Source organism: Tannockella kyphosi, from assembly GCF_021054785.1.
In the GTDB taxonomy this organism is placed as follows: domain Bacteria; phylum Bacillota_I; class Bacilli_A; order Erysipelotrichales; family Coprobacillaceae; genus Tannockella; species Tannockella kyphosi.
In genome coordinates this window covers 731151-756907 of sequence record NZ_CP088239.1, presented here as the reverse complement: position 1 = coordinate 756907, position 25757 = coordinate 731151, and the positions used below count along the sequence as shown (strand labels likewise).

General features: G+C 34.0%; 18 protein-coding genes. 9 read left to right on the top strand and 9 right to left on the bottom strand.

The features are described from left to right. Genes LRR82_RS03920 through LRR82_RS03885 form a run of 8 tightly spaced genes read left to right on the top strand, consistent with a single transcriptional unit; the run spans position 1 to position 11597 of the window. A complete protein-coding gene (locus LRR82_RS03920; protein WP_249030223.1) occupies positions 1–3174 on the top strand; it encodes a helicase-related protein in 3174 nt (1057 codons plus the stop codon). After that, positions 3174–3890, top strand: a complete 717-nt coding sequence (locus LRR82_RS03915) for a DUF4391 domain-containing protein (RefSeq protein WP_249030222.1) — start codon at positions 3174–3176, stop codon at positions 3888–3890. Before LRR82_RS03920 ends, LRR82_RS03915 begins: the two co-directional genes overlap by 1 nt. Further along, entirely contained in the window at positions 3891–4703 is an 813-nt protein-coding gene (locus LRR82_RS03910; protein WP_249030221.1) for a hypothetical protein, read from the top strand. Positions 4704–4712: 9 nt separating this feature from the next. Next, a complete protein-coding gene (locus LRR82_RS03905) occupies positions 4713–5636 on the top strand; it encodes a hypothetical protein (RefSeq protein WP_249030220.1) in 924 nt (307 codons plus the stop codon). Positions 5637–5638: 2 nt separating this feature from the next. Continuing rightward, positions 5639–6352: a hypothetical protein gene (locus tag LRR82_RS03900; RefSeq protein WP_249030219.1), complete on the top strand. Its 714-nt coding sequence runs from the start codon at positions 5639–5641 to the stop codon at positions 6350–6352. Next, positions 6353–8329, top strand: coding sequence for a site-specific DNA-methyltransferase (locus LRR82_RS03895; RefSeq protein ID WP_249030218.1), 1977 nt, complete (start codon positions 6353–6355; stop codon positions 8327–8329). It abuts the gene before it with no gap. 36 nt (positions 8330–8365) lie between these two features. Further along, a complete protein-coding gene (locus LRR82_RS03890; RefSeq protein WP_249030217.1) occupies positions 8366–11443 on the top strand; it encodes a restriction endonuclease in 3078 nt (1025 codons plus the stop codon). 10 nt (positions 11444–11453) lie between these two features. Continuing rightward, positions 11454–11597: a hypothetical protein gene (locus tag LRR82_RS03885; RefSeq protein WP_249030216.1), complete on the top strand. Its 144-nt coding sequence runs from the start codon at positions 11454–11456 to the stop codon at positions 11595–11597. Between the two features lie 53 nt (positions 11598–11650). Here LRR82_RS03885 and LRR82_RS03880 read toward each other — a convergent pair whose 3' ends face one another. The 3 genes from LRR82_RS03880 to LRR82_RS03870 are packed head-to-tail and all read right to left on the bottom strand — an operon-like array spanning position 11651 to position 14118. After that, a complete protein-coding gene (locus LRR82_RS03880) occupies positions 11651–13051 on the bottom strand; it encodes a relaxase/mobilization nuclease domain-containing protein (RefSeq protein WP_249030215.1) in 1401 nt (466 codons plus the stop codon). 43 nt (positions 13052–13094) lie between these two features. Next, positions 13095–13655, bottom strand: a complete 561-nt coding sequence (locus LRR82_RS03875; protein WP_249030214.1) for a hypothetical protein — start codon at positions 13653–13655, stop codon at positions 13095–13097. Positions 13656–13680: 25 nt separating this feature from the next. Next, positions 13681–14118, bottom strand: a complete 438-nt coding sequence (locus LRR82_RS03870) for a hypothetical protein (protein WP_249030213.1) — start codon at positions 14116–14118, stop codon at positions 13681–13683. A gap of 170 nt (positions 14119–14288) precedes the next feature. On the opposite strand from LRR82_RS03870, the gene LRR82_RS03865 reads away from it, so the two are divergent. Beyond that, positions 14289–14624: a helix-turn-helix domain-containing protein gene (locus LRR82_RS03865; protein WP_249030212.1), complete on the top strand. Its 336-nt coding sequence runs from the start codon at positions 14289–14291 to the stop codon at positions 14622–14624. 42 nt (positions 14625–14666) lie between these two features. Here LRR82_RS03865 and LRR82_RS03860 read toward each other — a convergent pair whose 3' ends face one another. From LRR82_RS03860 to LRR82_RS10940, 6 genes are all read right to left on the bottom strand, one after another. Continuing rightward, entirely contained in the window at positions 14667–14951 is a 285-nt protein-coding gene (locus LRR82_RS03860) for a hypothetical protein (RefSeq protein ID WP_249030211.1), read from the bottom strand. Between the two features lie 132 nt (positions 14952–15083). Then, on the bottom strand, positions 15084–15419 hold the full coding sequence (locus tag LRR82_RS03855) for a plasmid mobilization protein (RefSeq protein WP_249030210.1): 336 nt from the start codon (positions 15417–15419) through the stop codon (positions 15084–15086). Continuing rightward, positions 15420–23264 (bottom strand): helicase-related protein, encoded by a 7845-nt coding sequence (locus LRR82_RS11005; RefSeq protein WP_451923547.1) that lies wholly within the window; start codon positions 23262–23264, stop codon positions 15420–15422. A 154-nt stretch (positions 23265–23418) separates the two neighbouring features. Next, positions 23419–23622 carry a hypothetical protein gene (locus LRR82_RS03840; RefSeq protein WP_249030208.1) on the bottom strand — a complete coding sequence of 68 codons (204 nt, stop codon included), beginning with the start codon at positions 23620–23622 and terminating at the stop codon, positions 23419–23421. 175 nt (positions 23623–23797) lie between these two features. Then, on the bottom strand, positions 23798–24013 hold the full coding sequence (locus LRR82_RS03835) for a transposon-transfer assisting family protein (protein ID WP_249030207.1): 216 nt from the start codon (positions 24011–24013) through the stop codon (positions 23798–23800). Positions 24014–24015: 2 nt separating this feature from the next. Further along, complete coding sequence (locus tag LRR82_RS10940; RefSeq protein WP_399201162.1) at positions 24016–25626, bottom strand: YodL domain-containing protein; 1611 nt, start codon at positions 25624–25626, stop codon at positions 24016–24018. Positions 25627–25757 lie beyond the last annotated feature (131 nt).

The window sequence follows — 25757 nt, the reverse complement described above, 5'->3', positions numbered from 1 at the left end:
ATGAGTAACGTAGTGAACAATTCGGAGCATCTTATTGAAAAAATAAATGATGTTCTTAAAACTAAAACTAATGCTACGATAAACATAGTGAATGATAAACTTACTTTATCGGTGTTTGCATTATTAGAAAAGAACTTAAAAAATGTAAAAGAAATTAATTTTATAATTAGAGATACAAAATTCGTACCCGATAAGACCGAAATATCCCACGAGTTTGAAATATCACCGAATGATATTTTATACAACTCTTATGACATTGTAGAGAAAAACAAATTAGAACATTTTGCGAAAGCAAAAGCAATGCACGACTTCATAAAGAAAAATGTTAATGTAAAGAAAGTTAATCCTAAAGTTAATATTGGTGGCAATGTTTTAATTATAGATGACGACTTCATGATACAAGGATCATCGTCATTAGAGCTTACACCCAAGAGAAAACGTGGCATACAAAGTTTTAATTTTGATACTATGCTTAATGGCAGTATAGATAAGGAACAAATAAACCACGCTAAAAATGTTTTTGAGCAAATTTGGTATAACGAACAATATTCTGCTGATTATAAACAGGAATTATTACAAAGTTTGGCTTACATATATAAAGACCACTCGCCAGAGTTTCTATATTACTTCACTCTAAACGAGCTATTTGGACATCAATTAGATAGTGGTGTTGAGCGATTTGAAAATGATAGCCAAAAATTCAAAAGTACAGAAATATGGAATGCACTATTTGATTTTCAAAAAGATTGCGTTGTATCAGCTATTCAAAAGCTTCATAAATATGGTGGCTGTATTATTGCTGACTCTGTTGGTTTGGGTAAAACATTCGAAGCTCTTGCTGTAATCAAATATTTTGAAATCAAAATGGATAATGTTCTAGTTTTAACACCTGCTAAACTGTATGATAACTGGAATTCTTTTAAAGGGGATAACAAAGGAAGTTTCCTTAATGAAAGATTTAATTACAGAATACTGTTTCATACTGACTTATCGAGATATAAGGGTATGTCTACATCGGGACATGATTTAAAACAATTCAACTGGAGCGATTTCGATTTAGTTGTAATTGATGAGTCCCATAATTTTAGAAATCGTAAAGACAGATATGACGATAATGATCAGCTGATTATGACAAGGTACGCAAGGCTACTACAAGATGTTATCAAAAAGGGGAAGAATAGTACAAAGGTGCTATTACTCTCTGCTACTCCAGTAAATAACAGTTTAGTAGACTTGAAAAATCAGATAAGCATTATTTCAAGAGATGAAGATTTTGCATTCCAAGGTGAGGGTATTTCTAGTGTGGATAATCTACTTAGAAAGACTTCTGCTGCTATCAATCTTTGGGAAAGAGAAGATAGTAAAAACAAAAATTTATTGCTAGATAGCTTGCCATCAGATTTTTATAAACTACTGGAAATACTGACCATATCACGAAGTAGAAAACACATTACTGGATTTTATGGAAGCAGCAGCGTCGGTAAATTTCCCGAAAAGAATAAACCCGATACTATTCGCAATGACATAGATACAATGTCTATTTTGCTGAAATTTGAGGATACTAACGAGTTACTAGAGGTATTAAACTTATCGGTTTATACTCCAACTAAATATATTAAATCAGAGTTCCAAAAAATATACCTCGAAAAGTACAAATTAACTGGTAAACGTGGTGGTAAGATGGATTTTGATACTCAATCAAAAGGTATGGTAGTCTTGCATAGATTTAATCTATTTAAAAGACTTGAAAGTTCTGTATTTTCATTCGCTGAAACTTTAAGACGACTACTTGAAAAGATTGATAATACAATTTATCGGCTTGAAAATGGTGGATATGTAGATGAAGAACAAGGTGATTTTGGTGATGAAGAATATCCATATCTTGAAGGCAAGTATGAAATTGAAGTAAAACATTTGCGTATTGTAGATTATTTAAACGATCTCGAAGGTGATAAAATCATATTGAAAAAAATCTATGCTGAAGCAAAGCAAATTTTGGACTTAAACCGAGATGCTAAAATAGAAGAACTTAAAGAAATTATTATTAAGAAAATCACTACAACACCTTATAACGTAGGTAATAGAAAGTTACTAATCTTCACTGCTTTTTCTGATACTGCTGACTATATTTATAAAGAAATCGCAAGTGAGCTAAAAAGCAATAATATTCATTCTGCTGTTGTTACTGGTAAAGGTGCTAAAACCACCAACAAATTAATAGATGCTAAGTTTAATGATGTCTTGTGTGCTTTCTCTCCTAAATCTAAAACGAAGAAAGAAATACCACACAAAGAACAAATAGATATTCTTATTGGTACAGATTGTATTTCAGAGGGACAGAACTTACAAGACTGCGATACTGTTATCAACTTTGATATTCAATGGAATCCTGTATCACTGATACAGCGATTTGGTAGAATTGATCGTATCGGTAGCACAAACGAACAGATACAAATGATAAACTTCTTCCCTAACATGGAATTAAACGAGTATCTTGGATTAGAGCAACGAGTAAAAGGTAAAATGACTACACTCAACCTTGTTTCTACTGGTGATGAAGATGTCCTAACTCCCGAGATGAATGATTTTAATTTCAGAAAAAGACAGCTTGAAAGACTGAAAGATGAAGTGATAGATATTGATGACGCAAATGAAAACATATCTCTATCTGACCTAAATATGAATGAGTATCTACACGAGCTTTCTTCCTATATAAGCAATCATGCTGAACTTAAAAAAGTCCCTAATGGAATTTATTCCGTTACAGATGGAGAAAATCATGGTGTGTTGCTTTGCTTTAAGCATAGCAATTTAAGCGACAAACCAAAATCCGACTCATCTCTCTATCCATACTACACGATCTATATTAGTAATGATGGGGAAATCTTATATGGAAACAGTCAAGCTAGAGAAGTTTTAAAAGTGTTCCGTAAATTATGCTATGGCAAAAGCCAGCCAATGAAAGAATATTTCGACAAGTTTCTTAACCGAACAAGCCACACCAATAATATGTCGTTCTACTCTGACTTGCTAAATAAGGCTGTGAAATCGATAAAGGGTGTTGAAGAAGAAAAAGCTATTTCCATGTCATTTGACTTTGGTGGTTTTAATAATGCTTTTGCTGATGATACAACGGACGATTTTGAGCTTATCTCATTTTTGGTGGTGGAATAATGCTAAAACTAGATGATAAGTACAAAGTCGATATAAAGCTCCCAATGAAAGACTTTATTCCAAAGGAACTAAAGCCTGCCGTTAAAAAGAAAATCAAAGACAATGTTAAGAGCTGCACACTTTCATATCAGATTATTGGCGAAGAAATTCCATCGGTGATAAATGATGAATATAATGTGTGGACAATTCAGTTTTATGACCTTGAACTCGTAGATATTAAAAAGGCTACTTTTTTAGCTAATATGTATCAAACTATCATCAAATCACCTTGTGTATTAAGGCTACACGACAATAGCAAAGAGGTTTACTCTTTCGCACTTAAAAGACTTAGCCAAACAGATAATACACAAATTGTAGTGACTGATACTCTAGTGACAAGTGATTTTTATACCACTATCACTAGCACTGATAAAAAGGAACTGGAAAACCACCTAGCACTAGATAATCTTATTGGCAAGCAAAACAAAGTTACTACCTACCTTGAAATGTATGTTAAGGCATATATTTTGACAAATAGTAAGGTGTATGCAAACAGTAAAGAATTTTTAATGCGCAAGGATATTTGGTATAGTGAAAGTAAAGTTCGTAAGCTGTATGCTAATTTGAGAGGGTTGGAATTACTTAAACTTAGCTTAGTAAAAGCTAGTGGAAATATCGAGAAAGTAAAGCTAAATAAAAAGATAAAAAATCATATTAGTTGCTTGGAGGAGTGTTAAATGCATATACAAACATATACAAAAGAAACTATGATAGACTCTCTTTGTAGATACTTAGATGTTTCCGAAGAAAGTCTTTTACATCAAATAAGCAGTGCTGCTATGAGTTCTGATATTTTTTGCCAAGGCATTAAAGAATTTGTAAAGCAGTGTAGACCTGTAAAGAAATTAGATAAGATTTTATTCTTTCATTTAGGTAGAAGATTGAATTCGGATATAAATGATAACGGATTGAATTTAAGGGATTTGCTATTAAATAAAACAGCATTGAGTGATTATTTAGCTTCATACAAAATCGCTTTTCAAGAAAATAATAATTATATCGAGATCTACTATAAAGGGGTATTGCAAGAGTTGGATCTTGACAACTACTCTAGCACAGCTAATGTAGCTCGTCTAAAAGTTAGATTAGGATACTATCAAGATAGACAAGATTATTGTTTTAATGGATTTTCTCTAAAGGATCAACTTCATCAAAACAGTTACTATACTGCGTTGTTTTCTGCTCCTGAATTTATAAGCGATTTAGCTGTTTTTTTGAAATTTCCTAGTGTATTAAAAGACTATACAAAAAACAGCACGTATTACTGTTATGAATATCTCGTTCCTTTATCTGAAGTAATGTTTGATAACAATGACAAATTATCAGATAACGAAAAAGTGTTGTTTCTAATAGAAAAAGTGTGTTTACGAATTTATGAATACAATTCAAGATATATTTACGACCATGAGAATCCTATTTTAAGATTGGATGATAACGCAAGTATGCACAAAGAATACTTTGTTAGTAAAGAAGAAATAATGAAAGGTTAAATATGGTATATGATGAATAAAGATAAAAAAATATTTTATATGCAATGGTGGTTTTGGCTAAGTGTAGTAGCAACTATACTTGTACTTGTAGCAACTCCATTTATTATAAACTATACATACTTAAAGGGTACAGCCGACGGGCTACCAAACACAGTATTTTCTGCAAGTGATATGATATTATTTTATGGCTCTATACTTTCTTTTATTGGAACTGTTACCTTGGGTTCATTGGCTTTTTATCAAAATAAGAAACTAAATAAAATCAATGAGAACCTAAGTAAAGAAAATAATTACTTTCAAAAAATCAATGCACAAAGTTTATTACCCGTGATAAAGATTGTAGATGTTGTAATTGGACAGACTACATTCTGTGCAAGAAATTCAACATCTATCACAGCTCCAATGGAAAGGTATTATTTTTCTAAATCTCATAATAAAATTAATAGTGTTCATACAGGCGAAACAGTGGAATTAAAGAATAACTATATAACGTTGAACATCGATATTGACAATGAGAAAGATTATGAAATTCAGCAATATTGTAAAGTTGTTAATTTCAAACTTGCCAATACGTCACAAGCCATTATAAGGCATATAGCATTTGATAGAATTGAAATCGTAGGCATTAAAACCGATACTGTTTCGGTGGAGCAAGCTGTTTGTTTTAATCAAAACCATCCTAAAGCAGGGATCTCAACACTCTTGAACCAACATGAAGATGAGTTGTTTTGTATGTTTATATATTTTAAGAATGAAACATACAAAGACTTTTGGGAAAAACCACTAGGAGGTTTATGCTTCAGACTATATATCACTAATACTACTATCACCGGAATATCGTTCAAACAATATATAACTGTTAGCGTGAATAATGAAAATATATCAGAATGCTCTTATGGACATGAAAACGAATTGAAATTTGAGGAGGATTAGATTTGAATAAGAAAAAACCTTTTTATAAACAATGGTGGTTTTGGATTATAGTTATAGTAGTTATTATAATTATTTCAGCTTTTATTCCACAAATAATTAACCTTATATACCCTATGAAGGGGTTTTGTTTCACCGTAACATCTTTTAAAGATTATGAGTTGTTATCATTTTATGGTAGTTTTTTGACGTTTATAGGAACTGTTTGTTTAGGAGCGTTGGCACTTTGGCAAAACTTCAGACTTTATGATGAAATGAACAAGCCTAATATAATTATAAATTTTAAATTTATTGAAAGTAGATTAGCTTTTATTGTTGAAAATACGGGAATTTCAAGTGCTAAAGAATTAAAAATCAAATTTAATCAAGAAGCAAAAAAATGCATATATAAAGAAATTTTCTTTGAACATATATCAAAATTAGAACAAACCCCTATTTCACTGCCACCGAAACAACAATATATAATTTATGTCGATATAATAGATACGGAATATAAAAGCTCAGACAAGAAGTTTGTGAATGCCACTGATGTACGAATTAATTGTAATTTTATAGATGAACGAAATAAGGAGCATAATCTCGATTTTTGTTTTGATATGTCATTGTATAAATCAGCCATACTTGACTATAAACCCGAAATAGTAAGACTTAAAGATATGCTAGAGGAGAAATTGAAAGAAACAAATACCATTTTGTTAAAATTAAAGGAGAAAAAATAAATGGAAAACAATAAAATACCACAAGGAATAAACAACATTGTCGGTGACAATCTAAAAGCCTTAGCACAGCTTTTCCCTAGTGCTGTTAAGGACGGAATGCTTGATGTTGAGGCATTAAAGGAAGAACTGGGGAAGATTGAGGAAGTGGACAGCGAAAAGTACGAGCTTACTTGGTCGGGCAAACAATCTGCAAAGAAAATATCACAAGAAGATGTTTATAACAGAACATTAAAATATATAGCCGCGGGTAGCAAAAACCCACTAGAAACTGAAAACCTATATATTGAGGGCGATAACCTTGAAGTGCTGAAACTTCTTCGCCAAAATTACTATGGTTCTATCAAAATGATATACATAGACCCACCATATAACACTGGTAATGACTTTGTATATAACGATAAATTCGCAATGGATAAAAAAGAAAGTGATGTTGCAGAGGGTGTGGCAGACGAGGACGGAAACCCACTACAAAAAAACGAAAAATCAAAAAACAAATACCACGCAAACTGGCTTAATATGATGTATCCAAGACTAAAGATTGCAAAAAATTTACTTACTGATGATGGCGTTGTTTTTATTAGTATTGATGATTATGAAGTTGATAATTTGAAGAAAGTTTGTGATGAAGTTTTTGGTCAAGAAAATAATATATCTACTTTAATATGGGATTTGGGAACAGGTACAACTGCTGGACATTTTACTAGAGGGCATGAATATGTATTATGTTATAGTAGGAACAAAAATATGTTACCTAATTTTAAAAACTACAATAAAGGAGAATATATTAGACATGGGGCATTGAAAAAAATCTCTGTAAAAAATCCTGCTGTTGAAATTATTTTTCCTAAAGGATTTAGGTTTGAAGGAGAAAATGCAACATTCACTGGTGAAATTGGTGGTAGCGAAAAGACATATATACTATCAGATGAAATGCAATTTATAAATGGAAAACTTGTCAAAGACACTACACTTAAAGCTGGTTTTGCAATGAAAAACCAAGTTGAAAACTTTATTAAGGGACATGAAGTTTTTGACAGTAAAGGGCAACGAGTAACAGATTTTTATTTTAATAGCAGTGGAGTTTTATTCTATGAAAAAGAAAAAACTATTATCAATCCTCGCTCTGTATTAAGCAATTTAGCTACAACAAAAAAAGGAACTGATGAGTTGAAATTACTTATGGGCAATAATTTTTTTGATTTCCCTAAATATTCTCAAATGATTAAATTTTTTATTCAAATAATAAGTCAAGGTGATAATGACATCATCCTCGACTTCTTCTCCGGCTCTGCCACAACAGCCCACGCAGTAATGCAACTTAATGCCGAAGATGGTGGCAATCGTAAATTCATTATGGTGCAGTTTCCAGAAATAACCGACGAAAAATCAGAAGCTTATAACGCTGGTTATAAAAACATTTGCGAAATAGGAAAAGAACGCATCCGACGTGCTGGCGAAAAAATAAAACTTGAAATTGAACAAAATAACGAGCAATTAAAACTTGATGAGCCACCTAAAAAAGTGCCTGATATCGGCTTTAAAGTGTTCCGTACTACTGATACGAATATTAAGTGGAATATAATTGAAAATTCAGTTCAACAAAGTGTATTAGAATATGCAAATGATTGTGATCGTATGGACTTTGTATTTGGTGCAAAAGATATTGATGTTGTATATGAAATTATGCTCCGTCAAAAAGATGTTCCCCTATCTGATACACTTGAAATATTGGATGATATTGGCGAAAGAACCTACCTATATGCAAGCTCTTATCTTGTATGCCTTGAAACAGAAATTACAACTGAACTTCTAGAAAAAATTGCAGCCCTTGCCCCACTGCCTATTAAATTTGTGTTTAGAGATAGTGCCTTTAAAGATGATATTGACCTTAAAGATTATTCGTTCAGACATCTAAAAGCACTTGTAGAACGCAACAGTGGTGAGAAAAAACAGACCTATACAGTGGAATTTATTTAATGAGCCACATATATAAAATTTGAGAGGAGTTAAATCATGGCAAAAAGAATAAATTTCCAATTTGATGATGAATTAGATTATCAATTAAAAGCGATTAAATCCACTGTGGATTTATTCAAGGGTTCACCAAGAAGAACCGACAGTATTTATAGACCCGAACGTATTAGAAAATTTGCTGAGGGAGATCCAATTCGTAATGAGGGTATCGTCATCGGGACAAAGGTACTTAACAATCTACGAAATGTGCAACTAAATAACAACCTATTTGCTGATAACTTCCTAGAGGGTAATAACTTCACAATAGAAATGGAAACTGGTACTGGTAAAACTTATGTGTATCTGCGTACCATTTTAGAATTATACAAAGAATACAATCTAAAAAAATTTATGATTGTAGTACCAAGTATTGCAATTCGTAAAGGTGTAGAAAAATCCATTGAACAATTAAATGAACACTTCCAAAGATTATACGGACTTGATATAGATAAGCATAGCTTTGTTTATGATAGTAATAATCTAAAAAAAATCAGTAGTTCCCTTGTTGAATCTACCGATTTAAGTATTTGTGTTATGAACATCCAAGCATTTAATAAAGACAATAATAAAATCCGTACTGATGATGAATACGGGCAAATTTTATGGGACGATATTAAAGCAATTAACCCAGTTATTATCATTGACGAGCCACAAAAAATCGAGGGGCAAAAAGGCAAAAAATCCAAGTCACTTCAAGCATTAGAACAACTAGAGCCACTATTTCTTTTACGTTATTCTGCTACGCATAAACAACTATATAACCAAATATATAAGTTAGACTCTTATGCTGCTTATCAAAATGATTTGGTAAAGAAAATCGGTGTTAAAACAGTAAATGGTGTTATTGATAGGGACTACCCTTATATCCGTTATATTTCATTTACAAAGGATTTAAAAGCACGAATTGAGATGTTTACCCAAAAGCAAGGTGATAGCATTCGCTTCACTACTGTCGATGTTATTGGTAACACTTCACTACATGATATTTCGGGTGGACTCCCTCAATACAAAAATATGCGTATTGCTGAAAATCCTCACAAAGAAAATCCACTAAGAATTTTCACTGATAGTGGCGAGCTTAGGCTAAATATTGGTGAAGGCAACAATGGTCTTGATGATATACAAGCAGTCCGTATTCAAATAAGACTAGCTATACACAGCCATTTTAAAAAGCAATTATCAATGCTTAAAGCAGGTAAAAACATCAAAGCAATTACCTTGTTTTTTATTGATGCTGTAAAGAATGTACGTGACTATGATAGAGAAGATACTCGTGGTGAGTACCTAAGAATTTTTGATGAAGAATATCAAGCATTTATTATTAACAACAAATCTAAAATAGAAAAATATAAAGATTGCTTTAAATCCTATGATGATGTATTAGCTGTTCGTGAGGGTTATTTTGCTCTTGATAAAAAGCAAAATATATCAGAAGTACAATACGATAAAAAAGGCATTGATGTTACTGCAAAATCACAAGAAGATATTGATAGAGCTATTAGCTTGATTTTAGAAAAGAAAGATGAACTTATCTCATTTGATGAACCACTTAGCTTTATCTTCTCTCACTCTGCACTTCGTGAGGGTTGGGATAATCCAAATGTATTTACCCTTTGTACTCTTAAAAATGGCAGTAGCGAAATTGCAAAAAAACAAGAAATTGGTCGTGGTCTAAGATTGCCCGTTGATACATTGGGTAATAGATGTTTAGATCCAAACATCAACGAATTAACTGTTATCGCAAACGATAGCTATGAGAACTTCTCTCGTATGCTACAAGATGACTTTAATGATAGTATGAACTTCAACAAGAATGAAGTTACTGCTGATGTACTTACTGCTGCTCTTACTAAAGCAGGTATTCCGAAAGCATACATCACTCCTCATTTAGTTGATACTTTCAAAATAGAACTTCAAAACAATGGTATCTTTGATAGCAATAATATTTTAAAAAATAATGCAGAAAAAACTATGAAAGCTATTGAAACTCTTATCTTTACAGATGAAGTTTTACAGGAACATAGCATTAAACTAAAAGAACAGTTCGTACAGTTAATGGTTGAAAAAGGCAGTAAACGTATCGAGGTTAAAAACAAGGATAATCCATCTTACAATAACAAAGTGAGAGCATTTGTTACCGAAGATGAATTTGAAAAGCTGTATAGCAACCTTTGTGAAAAGCTAAAAAAGAAAACACTATATAGATGCAATATCAACAAAGATGATTTTATCAATTCGATGATAAATGATATAAATAATTATCTGCAATTTTTCGCTATTAAGCAAACTGTAAATATAACAACCAGTAAAGCGAACTTCTCTGATGTTGGTATGTTTGAACTTGAAAAATCGGGTGACAAGGAGTTTGATATTGAGGTAGGTTCAAAGGTTGTTCCAAAAAGTGATTTTGAAATTGTCAACTATATCATGTACCACACTATGCTCCCTCGACTTGCGATTTTTAAAATACTGAGTGGCATAGAAAAAAGAGAAGCTTTAAACTTCACGGACATATTGGATAAGATTACGGAAAAGATTTTAACAGCACTGAATGATGCGAAAGCTAATAGTGTATATTCTTATGAAGTCATCGAGGGTTACGAACTAAATGAGGGGCAAATCTTCGCAGTAGACACTATAACAGAAGAAGATTTTATTGATGAGTGGAAAGTATTTAAAGCTGATAAAAACAGAAAATCAGCTCTTAACGAATATTACAAACTTGATAGTAAAGGTGAAAAAGAGTTTGCCGAAAAACTTGAGCAAAATTCAAACATCGTATTGTTTACAAAGCTTAAAAAAGGTGGATTTGTGATAGATACTCCTTACGGAAACTACTCTCCCGACTGGGCAATAATCTGCAAAGAAGATGGGACTAATGATACAACATTAGGTATCTACTTTATAGTCGAAACAAAAGCTGGTAAAGAACGTAGTGATTTAACTGAGGTTGAACAAAACAAAATCAAATGTGGTACTCTCCACTTTGAAGCTGTATCCAATCTCATTAAATTTGACTGGGTAAATAGCTATGAAGATTTCAAAACGAAGTTTGATGTTAAGGATAGCTTAATTTAGGAGTTTTTTTATGAAAGTAAATGGATGTATTTATGATAATAATATATTATTAGATATTTATCTTCCCTTAGAACAAATACTGGCAAGCAATGCCTGTGGTCGCCCTTTCGGCTTCCACACGCTTACTTGTTGGGGTTACCCCAATCCCCATTGACACAATAAATTGTGAGCCACGCACTGTAACCAATGCTGTAGACGCAGGAGCAATTACCTTGCTTCCTGCGTTTTTTCTTTGCCCTTTTGTTCCTCTTTGAGTTCCAAAATACGGTCAACATTTTCTTTTGCTCGAAGTATTTCTTGCATATCTTTCTTCATACTTTTATAGATAACATATGCTTTTTTTTTCGCTGATAATAGCTCAGCATATTCCCCATGTAATGACTTCATTGTTGGAAGTTTTTTCGTTCCTAATTCATCAAAAGCAGTCTTTGCTGCTTTATGCAATATCAACTCACTTTCATACTCTTCATAGAAGTTCTTAGAGTACCCTGCCTTGCGATAATCGGTATAAATATCTTTTGTTTTCATATAATTGATGATATGAGTTCGTAGCACTTGTATCTCTCCCATACGTTTCTCTGCTGACTTAATTTCTGCATTTAATCTTTCAAAATTCCCAGTGATTTCCTCTGCTCGTTCTTCAAGATTTGAGTAGTCTAGCAAATCATTTTCTCGTAAGAAATTTATAGTTTGAGCCATCTGTTTTAGATTGTATATCTTCGCCCACTGCTCATATCCCGCACCTTTTCCTTCATTGATTTTTACTTGAATATCTACTAGTAAATTTATTGATTTTCTATAATTCTGCTTGCTACTGTTCTGCTCTCTCGGTATTGCTTTCCCACTGATGATTGATTGAATTTCTTCTTGTGAGTATCCTTTTCCTAATGAACGAAAACGTATAAATTTGCCTTGTTCTGCACTCTTAAACCCAATATGTTTTCCCCTCTTAATTTCATACCCTGCTAGTTCCATAAGGTGCAGAAATTCTTCAAAGGTCTGTGGTTTTTTCTGTAGCGTGCTATCTATACTCATTCTAATTTTATCAGAGTGATTTAACGATTTTTTATCTCCTAACCATTTACCATAATGCCCACGTGACGGCTTAGGATTTTCTACGATTGAAAGACCATTTTCTAAGCATATTCTATCAGATAATTTTCTTACAGCACTGGTACTACCCCAAAAGTTTCTGAACTTTCTTGTACAATCTAATGACGTAGAATTAAAGATAATATGACTATGAATATGAGCCTTATCCACATGAGTTGCTACGATAAATGCGTGCTTCCCTTTTGTAAAATTCATTGCAAGTTCATATCCTAATTTATTAGCAAGTTCGGGTGTAATCTCCCCTGGTCGAAATGATTGTCGTATCTGATACGCAATCACATCACTCTCTTGTGTTCGTCCTGTAATATCAAGATAAGCTCTCTTTGACAACATGAATTCCCCTTGTACAGTTCTTGGATCACATTCATAAGATGACACATATTCCCCTGCATTGGTCTTTTCAGAATTCTTCGCATAATCTGTTCTATCTGCTAAGCATTTTGCAATACTCTTCCCTTTGTTTTTATGCATCGGTATTAACCTTGATGTAGCCATACTCTTCTCTCCTTTCTGTTAAATGAGCAGAAAAAAAGAGCATCTAAATGCCCTCTTCTCTCATATGTTTTTCTATGTCATAACTCATTCTGACTTTGCACTTTACAGCCAGTTCCTGCAATCTCACATCATCTTCTTCGATAAAGATTTCATCATATAGCTTTATTGTAAATATCATCTTAATGTATTTCCCATCTTCCACTTCTATGAAATTATCTTGATACATTGCAAATAACTGTGCCAGTAATTCAGATTTATTCGTCACCTTATCGCCCTCATTATTTACTATCATTTCACAACGAATAGTGAGCAATGCCTGCATATTCTTTTTTGAATATTTCAGCTCATATGTTTCTAGTGGCTCATCATCGTATAGCATTACAAAATGCTGTTTTAGTAATTTTTTTATCTGCTTAAATTCCATGTGTTTCTTTGGATTTACAATCATAATACATTTTTTCTGATAAGCTTCATAAAAATTTGCTAGGTGATATGCCTGTTCCCCCTCTGCTATTACTTGCTCCCTAAATTCCTTTGAATTATACTTTAGATTTTCCTTAATTTGTACTTTTTTCAAATACTCTGTTACAGAATAACTGCTCATATATTCTTCCCCTTTTCTCACTTATTTATGGTAGTTCCATGAAGATTTGTTCTGACTTAGTTTGTGCTTCTTTCAATAATATTTTAATCTGCTCTGTCTGATTACCATCTTCTGTTTCTAAAATATTCAGTGCATTCGTTATCGTTTGAAATAAGAGAAAGTACATTTCTTTATAACAGGACTTCACTTCGTTCTTTTCACTTAATGCCACAACCATTTCAGTATTCTTCATAAAATCCATCATTAGCATTATACCAGATTGTATTCCTATTTCTATATATATTTCTGTTGTCTCTCGCACCAGCTCATTTACGTGGTCAGAAATATCATCTGCATTTTCATGTGCTAATTCTTTTACATGATTATCAAATATACAAAACGCTCTATCCATTCTCTTATCATAATCTTCATTCTCTGACGGAACTGATACTCCATATAAAATATGCTCTGTAAGACGTCGCATTTTTGCTCGTTCAAAGATTTCTTTCGCATTTACCATACTTCTATCTCTCTTTCTTTTTATTATACATCTTTTTTTGTTGGAACTAATATTAATAATCATATAATTGTACTATTATTAATCGCTTATAGTCAACTCTAGTATTACCTATACTAATATTAGGAGGTTTAGTTATGGCAAATAAAAAAGAAATTAACATCGAAATTGGTGCTAGAGTTAAATACCAACGAGAACGAGCAGGTTTTACCCAAGAAAAATTTGCTGAATTATTAGAAATGGAAACAAATAGTATCTCTGCATTAGAACGTGGTGTTGTAGGAATATCTCTTACTACCATGAAAAAGATTTGTATTCTTTTATCTATTTCAGCTGACGAATTATTATTTGATATTACTCCCGATAATAACGTAGAAGCGATTGCTTCAAGACTAAGAAAATTATCTCCAAATCAATTTGAAGTAGCCAATGATATCATTAGCAAATTATTAGAAGCCTTTAGTACAAAATAAAAGTATGCCCGACAAATCTGATTAAGAAGTGTCGGGCAATTTTTATATTTCTCTTATCCAATCTCTAAATAGTTCTACATTTGCAGTTAGGTATATTAATACAAGTTGTATCCCAAAAGGTGATAATAAAAATGCTGATATAAGAGAAGGTATAATCATAAAACTATATAATTCATTCGTCATTCCAATCACTCCTGCTATCAAACAAAGTATTGTTAGCAAATTCATTATCCCACCTGCTACATATAAAATCCCTTTTGCAATTGCAAGTAAAATATCCAAGGAAAAGACTGCTGGCATTGAAATTATTTTAAATATTTTTCGCATTTTCTACCTCCTGCTATTAATTTTCTAGTTCCACTACTAGTATATCAAGAGTCAAAAATTCAGTCCATGATGTCATCATTTTTACTGTGATAGCAACTTCGTCCCAATTTGGGACGAAGTCTAAATCACTACTTATATACTCGCTAGTCGTACCATAATTTCCTCTGCCATATTCCACATTTTATCATAGCTTTCTGTTAGTTCTTCTATATCATCACGATATACATTCCCCGTTTCATTTGCACGTTTTGCAAGTTGATTTAAGCTATTACTGGTTACTCTAAGCAATCTAACTAGCTCTCTTATATCTGAAGTATCTAGCTGTAATATGTAACCATCTATTGCCATTTTCCTAAGATATGCTTCTAAGTTCTTCGTTCCGAGGTGTTGCATATTTCTCTCCACAAGAGCTTTCTCTTCTTCCGTAACTCTACATTGTAATCGAATGTTCCGTTGTCTATTTGCCATTTACCTTACCTCCTGCAACTCTCGCTTTGGCTTTGGCTCTATCTTTGGCTTTGGCTCTATCTTTTGCTTTGGCATAGATTTGAGCGTATCCAGTACAGAAGGACGTGAGGATTTTGCTATCTTGGTATTCTCATGTTCCACTAGTTCCTCATTGGCTCCACCACTCATATTCAATTCCGCATCTAATTCTGCTAGTTGTTCTGACTTATCTTTTAATTCTTGCTCTTGTGGAAATGGTTTCTCCTTTTCGATTTCTGCATTTGCTTGTTGTTTACGAAGATTTTCAAGCTGTGCTTTTACACCTTCTAGCCTTTTATTCATGCTTTCAAGCACATTATCTATACGAGTCAGATTACCTCTTAGATCTTTCCCAAGAGCAACCGTGTGGCTCATTGCCCCCTTTAAAGTAACCGTATGTTCATTGTGAAAGCTATCATAACTTAAATGCATAGAAAAGCCACGATACGCACCGATTTCTACACTTTCTCTCCCAATAACCTCATTCACACAAGCGAGAAGTGCTGCACCTGCATTCTCCTTATCTATTAACCTGTCTCCTTTTATCGTCATCGGTAAGAAATCCTCTCCTTGAGGAATGTTATCCCCTAAAGTTACAAGGTCTTTTTCAAATGCAACAATATAATCTTCATTTTTCTTAATGCTTTCGGGATAATATTTAAGTAGTTGATCCTCCAGTCGATACTTGGTACTTTGGTGACTTGCCTTTAGCAATTTTAACTTAGCTACCTCAATATCTAAATCCATCTTTAACTTTATTTTGGGATTTCCTGCACATAGAGCTTTAATCTCTGCATAGGATAATGCCGACTCATCAAGGTCATCACATGAGCGAACTGGGGATTTACTGGTCATAATCTGACTAATGAATTTCTGCTTACTTTCAAGAGTTTGCCACAAATACGAATCAAAGGTTGAATCCGTAACGTAGCGAAAAATCTTTGCTTGCTTATTCATGTTACCTTGCCTTTCAATACGACCACTTCTCTGACGTAAATCACCCGGACGCCAAGGAGCATCAAGGTCATGGAGTGCCACAAGTCTATCTTGTACGTTCATACCACTACCACATTTAGAAGTAGAGCCAAGCATTACCCTTACATCACCATTACGAACTTTGTTATATAATTCTTTCTTCTGAACTTCTGTTTTAGCATCGTGAATAAAGGCAATTTCTTCTTCGGGAACACCCAAATCAATTAACTTATCTTTGATGTCATGGTACACACTAAAAGGCATTTCCTTTTCAATTAAGGTAGCTTCTTCTTCGATGTCAACACCATATTCTAGTGCATTAACTTCTGCACCATTGATGCCCATGTTTTCGCCTTTTGCTACTTTTAAAACATCCTTTGGTTTCGGCTTTGGAGTTGATAAATCACAAAATAGTAATTGAGTTAATCTATCTTCCTTTGTTTCTTGCCAAATGTCATAAATGTTGCTGACACAAGTGTTTACTTTACTGTCGGGATCATCGGGTAGCATTGGGTTAAATACCCTTTGGTCAAGTCCTAACTTTCGCCCGTCATTGGTAATGGTAAGCATATTATCTTCTGAAGGATCTACAAGATTTGCTTGTACTCGTCCTGCACGTTTAGAAAGCTCTTGTACGATTTCTTTTTGCAATTCCGTAGGTTTTGCTGATACAGTTTCATAGATAATTTCGGGAGTTGGTAGGTTTAATTGGTCGGCTGTTTTGATGTCGGCAACTTCCTTAAACATATTCATAAGTTCGGGAAGATTGAAGAACTTAGCAAAACGAGTTCTTGCACGATACCCACTTCCTTGTGGATTGATTTCAAGGGTAGTAGTCGTTTCGCCAAAGGTAGATGCCCAACCATCAAAATGAAGTAATCCTGCTTGTTTTAGAGTGTTGTATTGTAAATATCTTTGCATAACATATAGCTCCGTCATACTATTGCTGACGGGTGTACCCGTTGCAAATACGACACCTTTTCCACCAGTAATTTCATCAAGATAGCGACATTTCATAAACATATCTGCTGACCTTTGACTTTCACTAGAGCCAAGACCTGCCACGTTACGCATTTTGGTAAATACAAATCCATTCTTGTAAGCATGAGCTTCATCTACAATCAACTTATCTACACCTAATTGCTCAAAGGTAACAACATCATCTTTACGATCTAAGGCTTGTAATTTCTCTAATCGTTTTTCTAAGCCTTTTTTTGTACGTTCTAATTGCTTGATAGTGAACTTCTCACCACCACTAGCTTTTACTTCTGCAATACCATTTGTAATTTCATCAATCTGTTCATCAAGTAATCGTTCTTGTCTTTCTAGTGATACGGGAATACGTTCAAATTGACTATGTCCCATGATGATTGCATCATATTCACCAGTCGCAATCCTTGCACAGAATTTCTTTCGATTACGAGTTTCAAAATCTTTTTTCGTTGCTACTAAAATATTAGCAGCAGGATATAATCTTAAAAATTCACTTGCCATTTGTTCGGTCAAATGATTAGGTACAGCAATTAAAGGTTTATTGCAAAGTCCAAGTCGTTTACTTTCCATTGCACCTGCAACCATCTCGAAAGACTTTCCTGCACCAACTTCGTGAGCTAGTAATACGTTATTTCCATAGAGGATATGAGCAATCGCATTAATCTGATGTTCTCTTAGCTTGATTTCGGGATTGATACCACCAAAAGTAATATGACTGCCATCATATTCACGAGGTCTTGTGGAGTTAAATTTTTCATTGTAGAGCTTTACAAGGTGTTGTCTACGTTCGGGATCATTCCAAATCCATTCCTTGAATTTCTCTTTGATAAGTTGTTGCTTTTGCTGTGCAAGAGTAGTTTCATTCTTATTTAATACTCGTTTCTCTTTTCCGTCTGCATCTTCCACAGTATCATAAATACGAATATCACGAAGATTTAAGGTATCTTCTAAAATACGATAAGCATTGGCTCTTGATGTACCATAAGTAGAAGTGGATGCAACATCTCGGTATCCTGCTTGGTTTTTATTACGGATACTCCATTCACCAGTAAAATTTGCAAATTTTACACTGATACCATAGTCACCTCTTGACCAACTTGGTGTTTCAAAAGTTTCATACATAAATTGTTCTACATAATCTTTGTCAATCCAAGTAGCACCTAAACGCACTTCAATTTCACTTGCATCTAAGTCTTTTGGCTGTGCCTTTTCTAGTGCTTCTACATTTACTGTATAATCTTCGGGAGAAAGAGCCATGCTACGTTTTGCCCATTCTAATTTTTCACGCACATTACCACTTAAATACTCGTCTGCTGTTACATATTTCTCAGCTGTATTACTTCCAAATCCATACATTGGATTTAGGAAAACAACTCCTTGCAAATTCTCAAATAATTCTTGTTCTGTTTTTCCAGTTAGCTGTGACATAAATTCCATATCAATTTTCGCTTTTTCTGAAATAGAAATAGCAAGAGCTTCTGACGGAGTATCAACAGAAGTAACTTTCACACTAGGTTTGATAGTACGTTTGGTAAACATATCTGCCTTTGCTTTTAGTGTTCCGTCCTCATTAACATCTTCCAGTGATGCTAAGAGATAGTAGGAATTATCACCATTAAATGCAAGAGCATTTCCACGAGAATTGATAAGACCATATTCCTTTGTAAAGTTGTCATATAGGTTGTTTAAACGCACTTGTTCGCCTTTGATAACATCTTCATGGTAATCATCTAATTGATAGCGAATTAGGTCATTTACGCACTCTCTAATAGCAACCATGCCTTTCACACGACCTATTGCTGTGGAGTTCAGTTCGGGTTTACTCATGCGTGAATTTTCACGATAATATACTTCGCCATTTACTACTGTGTAGGAATAGTTTTTCACGTTTGGATCAGCAGGAATAGAGGTGTCAACTAAGGTATCTGTATTGTCAAATTCCACTTCGGGGATAGTTGCTACAATGTTTTGAATTGCTGTTTGTAACTGTTCTGAAAGAGCTGCACTCTCAATCGGTGTACAAGTGCTTTCTTCACCAAATCTACCACTGACCATTTTCATAGTACCAAGTACCATGTGTGGGTTTTCTACAAAGTAGCTGTTCATTGGCACGTTGTTTTCATCGTAACCTAAATGCACCCAGTCTGGTTGAATATCAATCGGGTTTTCTCGTTTTTGTAGGAAGATAATATCTGATGTAACTTCTGTTCCTGCATTGGCTTTAAATGCGTTGTTTGGTAAACGAATAGCACCTACAAGCTCGGCTCTTTGTGCTAAATATTTTCTGACATTAGAGTTTCGTTTATCAAGTGTACCTTTGCTTGTTACAAAAGCAACCACACCACCCGGTCTAACTTTATCTAAGGATTTCGCAAAGAAGTGGTCGTGTATCTTAAAGTTTTGGGCATCATATCTTTTTTCGAGCAAGCCATAATCACCAAATGGAACATTACCGATTGCCACATCAAAGAAACTGTCGGGATAGTCTGTTTTCTCAAAACCTTTGATGTCAATATTTGCATTAGGATATAACTGTTTTGCAATTCGACCAGTAATAGAGTCCAATTCCACACCATAAAGATTAGAACTTTGCATACTGTCGGGTAACATACCAAAGAAGTTACCAACACCACAACTAGGCTCTAGGATATTACCAGTAGCAAATCCCATACTTTCTACTGCATCATAGATAGATTTAATAATAGTTGGAGAAGTGTAATGAGCATTTAAAACACTTGCTCTTGCTGCTGCATATTCTTCGTCTGTAAGTCTTGATTTAAGTTCTGCATATCCTACATGACCTTCCTCGAATACTTCGGGTAATCCACCCCAACCTACATATTTTGAAAGAATAATTTGTTCTTCCTCTGTTGCAAGTCTATTTTCAGTTTCAAGTGTTTGCAAAGTTCTAATAGCTTGCATATTCGCTTTGTATTTTTCAGACTTTGTTCCATGACCTAAATCACTATCTGTAATACGGAAGTTTTCACCTTTTACCACTTGTACTGGTTCTGTGATTTCTTCTTGTGGAGCTGAAAGGCTTTCTTTCCAAGCTTTGAATTTCTCATATACATCAGCAGTCATATTATCGCCTAGCACTTCACCATAAGGTGTAATAGCTGTTTCTTGCGTTGTATAAGTTAAATCCCCACTTTTTCCAACTGTGTACTTAACACCATCAATATTATAACCAATGACATCTCTATCATTGTACTTTGAGTAATCAATATCAACATCTTTAAAATCAACAAAGAAAATCAACTCGGGTGGAGTATGTTCTGAAAGTGCATTAAGTTTATCTGCAACTGCTTGTGCTTCTTCACGAGTTCCATAGGATTGATAGAACAAATCTGCGTATTCATGCTTTACAAATCCCTCAATGTCAAATTCTTTATCATCAAGTACATAGGAACTGTCAAATCCCTCTGTAATATACTTAACTGTATATCTTGCATTATCATTTAACTGCTCAATAACTGTTTGTGCATCTTCCTCTGTTTCAAAGGTCTGTATATGCCCCTCTACTGCATGGTAACGGTCTAGTGAGTTATCGGGGATTAGATTATCCCTTACAGCAAAAGGCTCCTCAAAGGCATCTGAGGTCTGTTCTAGGGTGTATCTATCTTTGCTATCTGTCACAAAGAATTTATCTTCAGCAATGAATTTGCCAAGTTGTCGCTGCACTTTTGCCCAAGGGATACTTTCAGATAATTCACCTTTTACAACAAGTAATGCAGGAAGATTATTGCCATACTCATTTTGTAACCATAGTGCAGTACCTCGTTCACGACTATGTTCACGCATATAAGATAGAACACGAGCTTTGCTTTCTTCATCACCATTCCATTCTAAAATAGCATTGTCAATGTCATCTTGCGTGATTTCTACAACATCTTCTTTATGAGGATAATCGTTATTTGCAATAAGAGTATCAATACGAGTAACCATATCATCATAGGTAACAGAAAAAGGCTGACCACCTCGTTTAAAGTTAATTCCAATCACGTCGGATTTTACTTCTTCAAGATAATCACCACCCTCAGTAACGTAAGATGTATCAAGATTTCCGTAGGTAGATTTAATCAAACTCAATTTATCTTCAAGACTTGTTTGAGTGACAAATGCTTCATAAATATCTGTTTGATGTTGCAATGTTTGATCCGTTACATCACTAGCTAATATAAAGTTATTTACGATACCCGATAATTCTTCATCATCTAAGAAAAATTTACTATCAATTCCTGCTTTAGCGAGTTGTTGTTCTTCATACTTTGCTTTTTCATCCATAGTTAAATAACTGTCATTAGTAACTAATGACCTAATTTTCTTTTCAACATCAGACCACGATAATTTGAATTTTCCCTCAATACCATGAATACTAAATAATAATCCTTTGGAAGGCTCACAATCTATCCAACCTCTATTACCATCTAAATAGTCGTGACTTCCTCCACCATGTCCATATTCGGACTTGATAGAATTGGCAATTTCTTTAGGTGATAAATCCTTTTGATACAAATCATATACACGCAATTTCCCATCAACAAATCCAGTTCCTCTTAGTAAGCCATGAATGATTTCTTCTTCTGAAATAGAAATAGCCGACTGACTTTTTGCTGTCACACTGAGTGTGTTGGCATTTTGTCTGTCGGCTATACTTGTAATCTGTTGTTCTTCGGTTGGAAATAGGCTCATTTGCTGTGGCTTAACAGTTTCATCAAGCACAATATCATCAAGAGTAGGTCTTAGCTGTAAATCAACTCCGTCAAGATTACTTCCTCTGCCTGTGCTTGTAGGCTGTTCTGATGTGCTACCCATTCTAGTTGGTGTGTCATCTTGTTCGGTGACGGTTGTTTCTTCTCGAGGTCTTTCATCAACTGTTCCATTCGTCTGTTCGCTGTTTGGTCGATTTCCACTAGATGAGCTGTCAATTTCTCGCTCAGTAGTAGGTGATTGAATAATGGTTTGCGATGTTCCATGAGATGTGCTTTTCTCATTTTCCCATATTTGCCCAGTGTTACTGGCTGTTCTTGTTTCAATTCCAAGTTCGGGATTTTGTAATCGCCCTCCGTTTTGTAAGTCAAGTTGTTCATGTTGTATGCTCCTTTCAGTTTTTACAATGGTTTTTACAATGGTTTTTGCAATTTCTCTAAATACTTGTTCCGTTTGTTCACTTACTGCTGTACCCAAGAATGTAACAGTAGCAGTAGTGTTAAAATCGAAGATAGGTAAGAAGTCCTCATGTGAAAATCTATCCTCTGTATCAAGTCCACATCGCTTCATAAGAGTATAAGCAACACTGACTGATAAAGCATTTTTAAAAGTTTGCTCAATATCGAAATCATCAAGTTCTTCTAAAAAACTATCTTCTACAAGATAAGGAATATCCTTTTTGTTGTCATCATAATACTCTTTTGATAGTGTTGTTGCAATGATGTCGATTGCTTCATACAGATTATCACTTGATACATCAAATTTATCTTGTAGCATTTCAAGGATTGGTTTTTCATGGTGATTTTGCATTTCCCACAACAAAGGTCGTTGTGCATTTTCTTTGCCACCCGTATCTGCTAAATCAAAGACATATTTGATTTTCTGATTATCGTTACTCGGATCAATAAGTGCGATACCCGTTGTACCTCGTTTTACATACCTATTCATGCGATTGTTCCATAAACCGAACTCAGCACAAGCAGTGGCGTCGGGTTTTTGTGCGTAAATCATAAGCTGCTCATGGTAAGGATATTTGTAGAGCTTGCCAACAACTTCTAAAAAGTTAGTCCAATTCGCAAGACTACTGGTTACTTGCCTAGAGGTATTTTCATACAACTGGGCAACTTCTTCTCGTTTTAATGCCATAATTTTTCCTCCTAGTTAAATTTTGGGTATAAGAAAAGCACTCATTGAGGTTTAGTCAACAAGTGCTATGTTTAATTAGATTTATTTTATTCGTTTTTTGTTTTTGGTACTGGTACAAGTGTATTGCTCATTATGTTCGGCAACCAGATATTTACTACTCACTTTTATTTTTTTCTTTTTGTAGTATCAATACAGCTACATTCAATGCACATGCTAACACAGTTAATAATAAAGATAATAGCAAAACAATTATACCATTACTGTTAAATTCGATTTGGGAAATAAAATGACATGTTAAAATAAAAATTACTATAATTAACACTTCTACTAAGTAGAAAACCTTTTCAAATCTTTTCACTATATCCTCCTTTGCACACTTGATTTCAGCACCCTATGAGATTATATAAATTGCACGGTATTTCAACCGTGTTTTCGTTGCCTTTAGATTATCAAGATAATCTACGCACATAAAGTATACCATAAATAAATATCAAAAATCTACAGTTCAAATGTTAATAAGAAAATTTATTTTATTACTCAAAATCAGCTACCAGTTCACTTTTTACTTCCTCAAATTCTTCATTACTCATAGTATGAAGTTTTGCTAGAGTGGACCTTGTAAGGTCTACTAACTCTACTTCATCTTCTTGTAAATGTGGTTGCATTTCTTCAAGCTCTGCAATCAAGCCTTGTCTTGAGTCCGTACCATAAATGCACATTAGGTTTGTTTCTTCAACTGTGAATTTCATAATTATCGCTCCATTTCTGCACTTTTAGATTGTGCCTGCTTTTCTTTTTTTACTTTTGGTTGTTGTTTTTGTTCCCTGCGTGTTGCATCGAGTAGATCCATTAGTGAAATAGGCTTACCATTCTTTGCATCATGCTCCAGTTCAGCAACTGTTGGTTGATTGTTTAGAGTTCCGTCAATCATATTGAAATTTTGCTCTGTGCTAATTTCTGCATTTTTAAGTGGATTTTCATTTGCTACTGCATAAGCGATTGTACCATTACCCATAATCGCATATCTGCCATCGTCCGAATTATGGTGAACACCATAACCTTGAGCCTGCATTTCTTCTTTACTTAATGATGTTAAAAAGAAATTCCCTCGTGGAGTAGCAATTTTCTCTCCAGTTAAATGATTGTCGGGATTAGGAGCTACAAAGTGTTCTAGCTCCTTAAAACCTACTGTATCAACATAATGATATGATACAGCACCATTCATATTGATAGCAACGGTGTCACTAACTGACAAAGAATGACCGATAAAATCATCGGGTTTATCGTGGTTGAAATCATAATATAAGCACTCTAGAGCATGACTTACATTTTCTACATTTTGAAGTCCATCGGTGTAGATAAGATTGTAATTATCTCTGTCAATTTCTTTCCCCATGCGTTCCAATTCTTCAGCACCAGTAAAACGATAATCTCTAAACTCAGTTCCCGATTTTAATTGATAAATAGCAAAACTTTCGTCTTTTCGTTCTACAAAGGCTTTTTCTTCTTGTGAAGATAAGCTCCATTGATGTTCCTTCATTTTCTGCAAGTCTAAATATTTTTCCCAGTCAACCACTTCGATACCAAAATAACCCTCATGTTCCTCAAACTCGCTTAATTCAAAAACCATACCTTCGCTATCATCGGGATATAAGGCATAAATAGTTAAATCCTCATTGTAGAGTTCTAAGGCTCTTTCTTTTGATAGTGGTAGAAGTTCTAATGCTGTATAACCATAATCAAACATTTCATCTAGTGTTACATTTGGATCGGGCATTTTCATTTGTGTTTCAATTTCACTACGAATTTCTGTTGCCTTTTCTTCAAGTGCTTTTTTTGCAGTATCGGGAAGATTATCGACTAATAGCTTTAGTTCTCCAGTATCTGAAATATGTGCCACATTGGTGTAGTCATTATTGGTTTCATCAAGGAAGTTCCATACATTTGTGCCACCACCTAAATTACCAAAACCAAAGACAAACTTTTCACCTTCACGATTAGTATATAGTGGCAGGTTAGCATCTTTAAATAGTGGTGATGAAATTACAAACTCATTGGTAACATCACTATACTTTACAGTTCCTACCACTTTTGATAATTCTATATTTTCAGCTTTTTCTGTTAAATCCTCATAGTCAACTTTTTCTACATTTTCTCTATCCCAAATAGAAAAACCATCATCAAATTCTGCAACCTCATGAATTGCTTCGTAAATGTTAAGTTCAATGTCATCATAGACACCACCATCAATTAGGTTAAAGTCCATATCATAAAAGCTGTAATCAAATCCCTCATCGCAGTCATGAATAGCAAGATAACCATCACCAATCTTATAGGCAAGTTCACGAGGATAGTTGAACATCTCATATTTATAGATTTCTTCCATAAGTTTGTTTGCCTTTAGCTTTTCATGAGGTTGGTCGTTAAAATCAATACCTACTAAATAATCTTTGATTGCTTTCGTGTTGCCAGTTCTAAGATTATCGGCAATTT

What these genes read in the sequence shown, in the direction of transcription:
- LRR82_RS03870 (WP_249030213.1), bottom strand. Translation starts at nt 14,118, where the DNA reads ATGCGACGTCTTACAGAGCATATTTTATATGGAGTATCAGTTCCGTCA.
- LRR82_RS03860 (WP_249030211.1), bottom strand. Translation starts at nt 14,951, where the DNA reads ATGCGAAAAATATTTAAAATAATTTCAATGCCAGCAGTCTTTTCCTTG.
- LRR82_RS10940 (WP_399201162.1), bottom strand. Translation starts at nt 25,626, where the DNA reads ATGTTCAACTATCCTCGTGAACTTGCCTATAAGATTGGTGATGGTTAT.
- LRR82_RS03875 (WP_249030214.1), bottom strand. Translation starts at nt 13,655, where the DNA reads ATGAGCAGTTATTCTGTAACAGAGTATTTGAAAAAAGTACAAATTAAG.
- LRR82_RS03920 (WP_249030223.1), top strand. Translation starts at nt 1, where the DNA reads ATGAGTAACGTAGTGAACAATTCGGAGCATCTTATTGAAAAAATAAAT.
- LRR82_RS03890 (WP_249030217.1), top strand. Translation starts at nt 8,366, where the DNA reads ATGGCAAAAAGAATAAATTTCCAATTTGATGATGAATTAGATTATCAA.
- LRR82_RS03905 (WP_249030220.1), top strand. Translation starts at nt 4,713, where the DNA reads ATGATGAATAAAGATAAAAAAATATTTTATATGCAATGGTGGTTTTGG.
- LRR82_RS03885 (WP_249030216.1), top strand. Translation starts at nt 11,454, where the DNA reads ATGAAAGTAAATGGATGTATTTATGATAATAATATATTATTAGATATT.
- LRR82_RS03880 (WP_249030215.1), bottom strand. Translation starts at nt 13,051, where the DNA reads ATGGCTACATCAAGGTTAATACCGATGCATAAAAACAAAGGGAAGAGT.
- LRR82_RS03855 (WP_249030210.1), bottom strand. Translation starts at nt 15,419, where the DNA reads ATGGCAAATAGACAACGGAACATTCGATTACAATGTAGAGTTACGGAA.
- LRR82_RS03910 (WP_249030221.1), top strand. Translation starts at nt 3,891, where the DNA reads ATGCATATACAAACATATACAAAAGAAACTATGATAGACTCTCTTTGT.
- LRR82_RS03915 (WP_249030222.1), top strand. Translation starts at nt 3,174, where the DNA reads ATGCTAAAACTAGATGATAAGTACAAAGTCGATATAAAGCTCCCAATG.
- LRR82_RS11005 (WP_451923547.1), bottom strand. Translation starts at nt 23,264, where the DNA reads ATGGCATTAAAACGAGAAGAAGTTGCCCAGTTGTATGAAAATACCTCT.
- LRR82_RS03865 (WP_249030212.1), top strand. Translation starts at nt 14,289, where the DNA reads ATGGCAAATAAAAAAGAAATTAACATCGAAATTGGTGCTAGAGTTAAA.
- LRR82_RS03835 (WP_249030207.1), bottom strand. Translation starts at nt 24,013, where the DNA reads ATGAAATTCACAGTTGAAGAAACAAACCTAATGTGCATTTATGGTACG.
- LRR82_RS03895 (WP_249030218.1), top strand. Translation starts at nt 6,353, where the DNA reads ATGGAAAACAATAAAATACCACAAGGAATAAACAACATTGTCGGTGAC.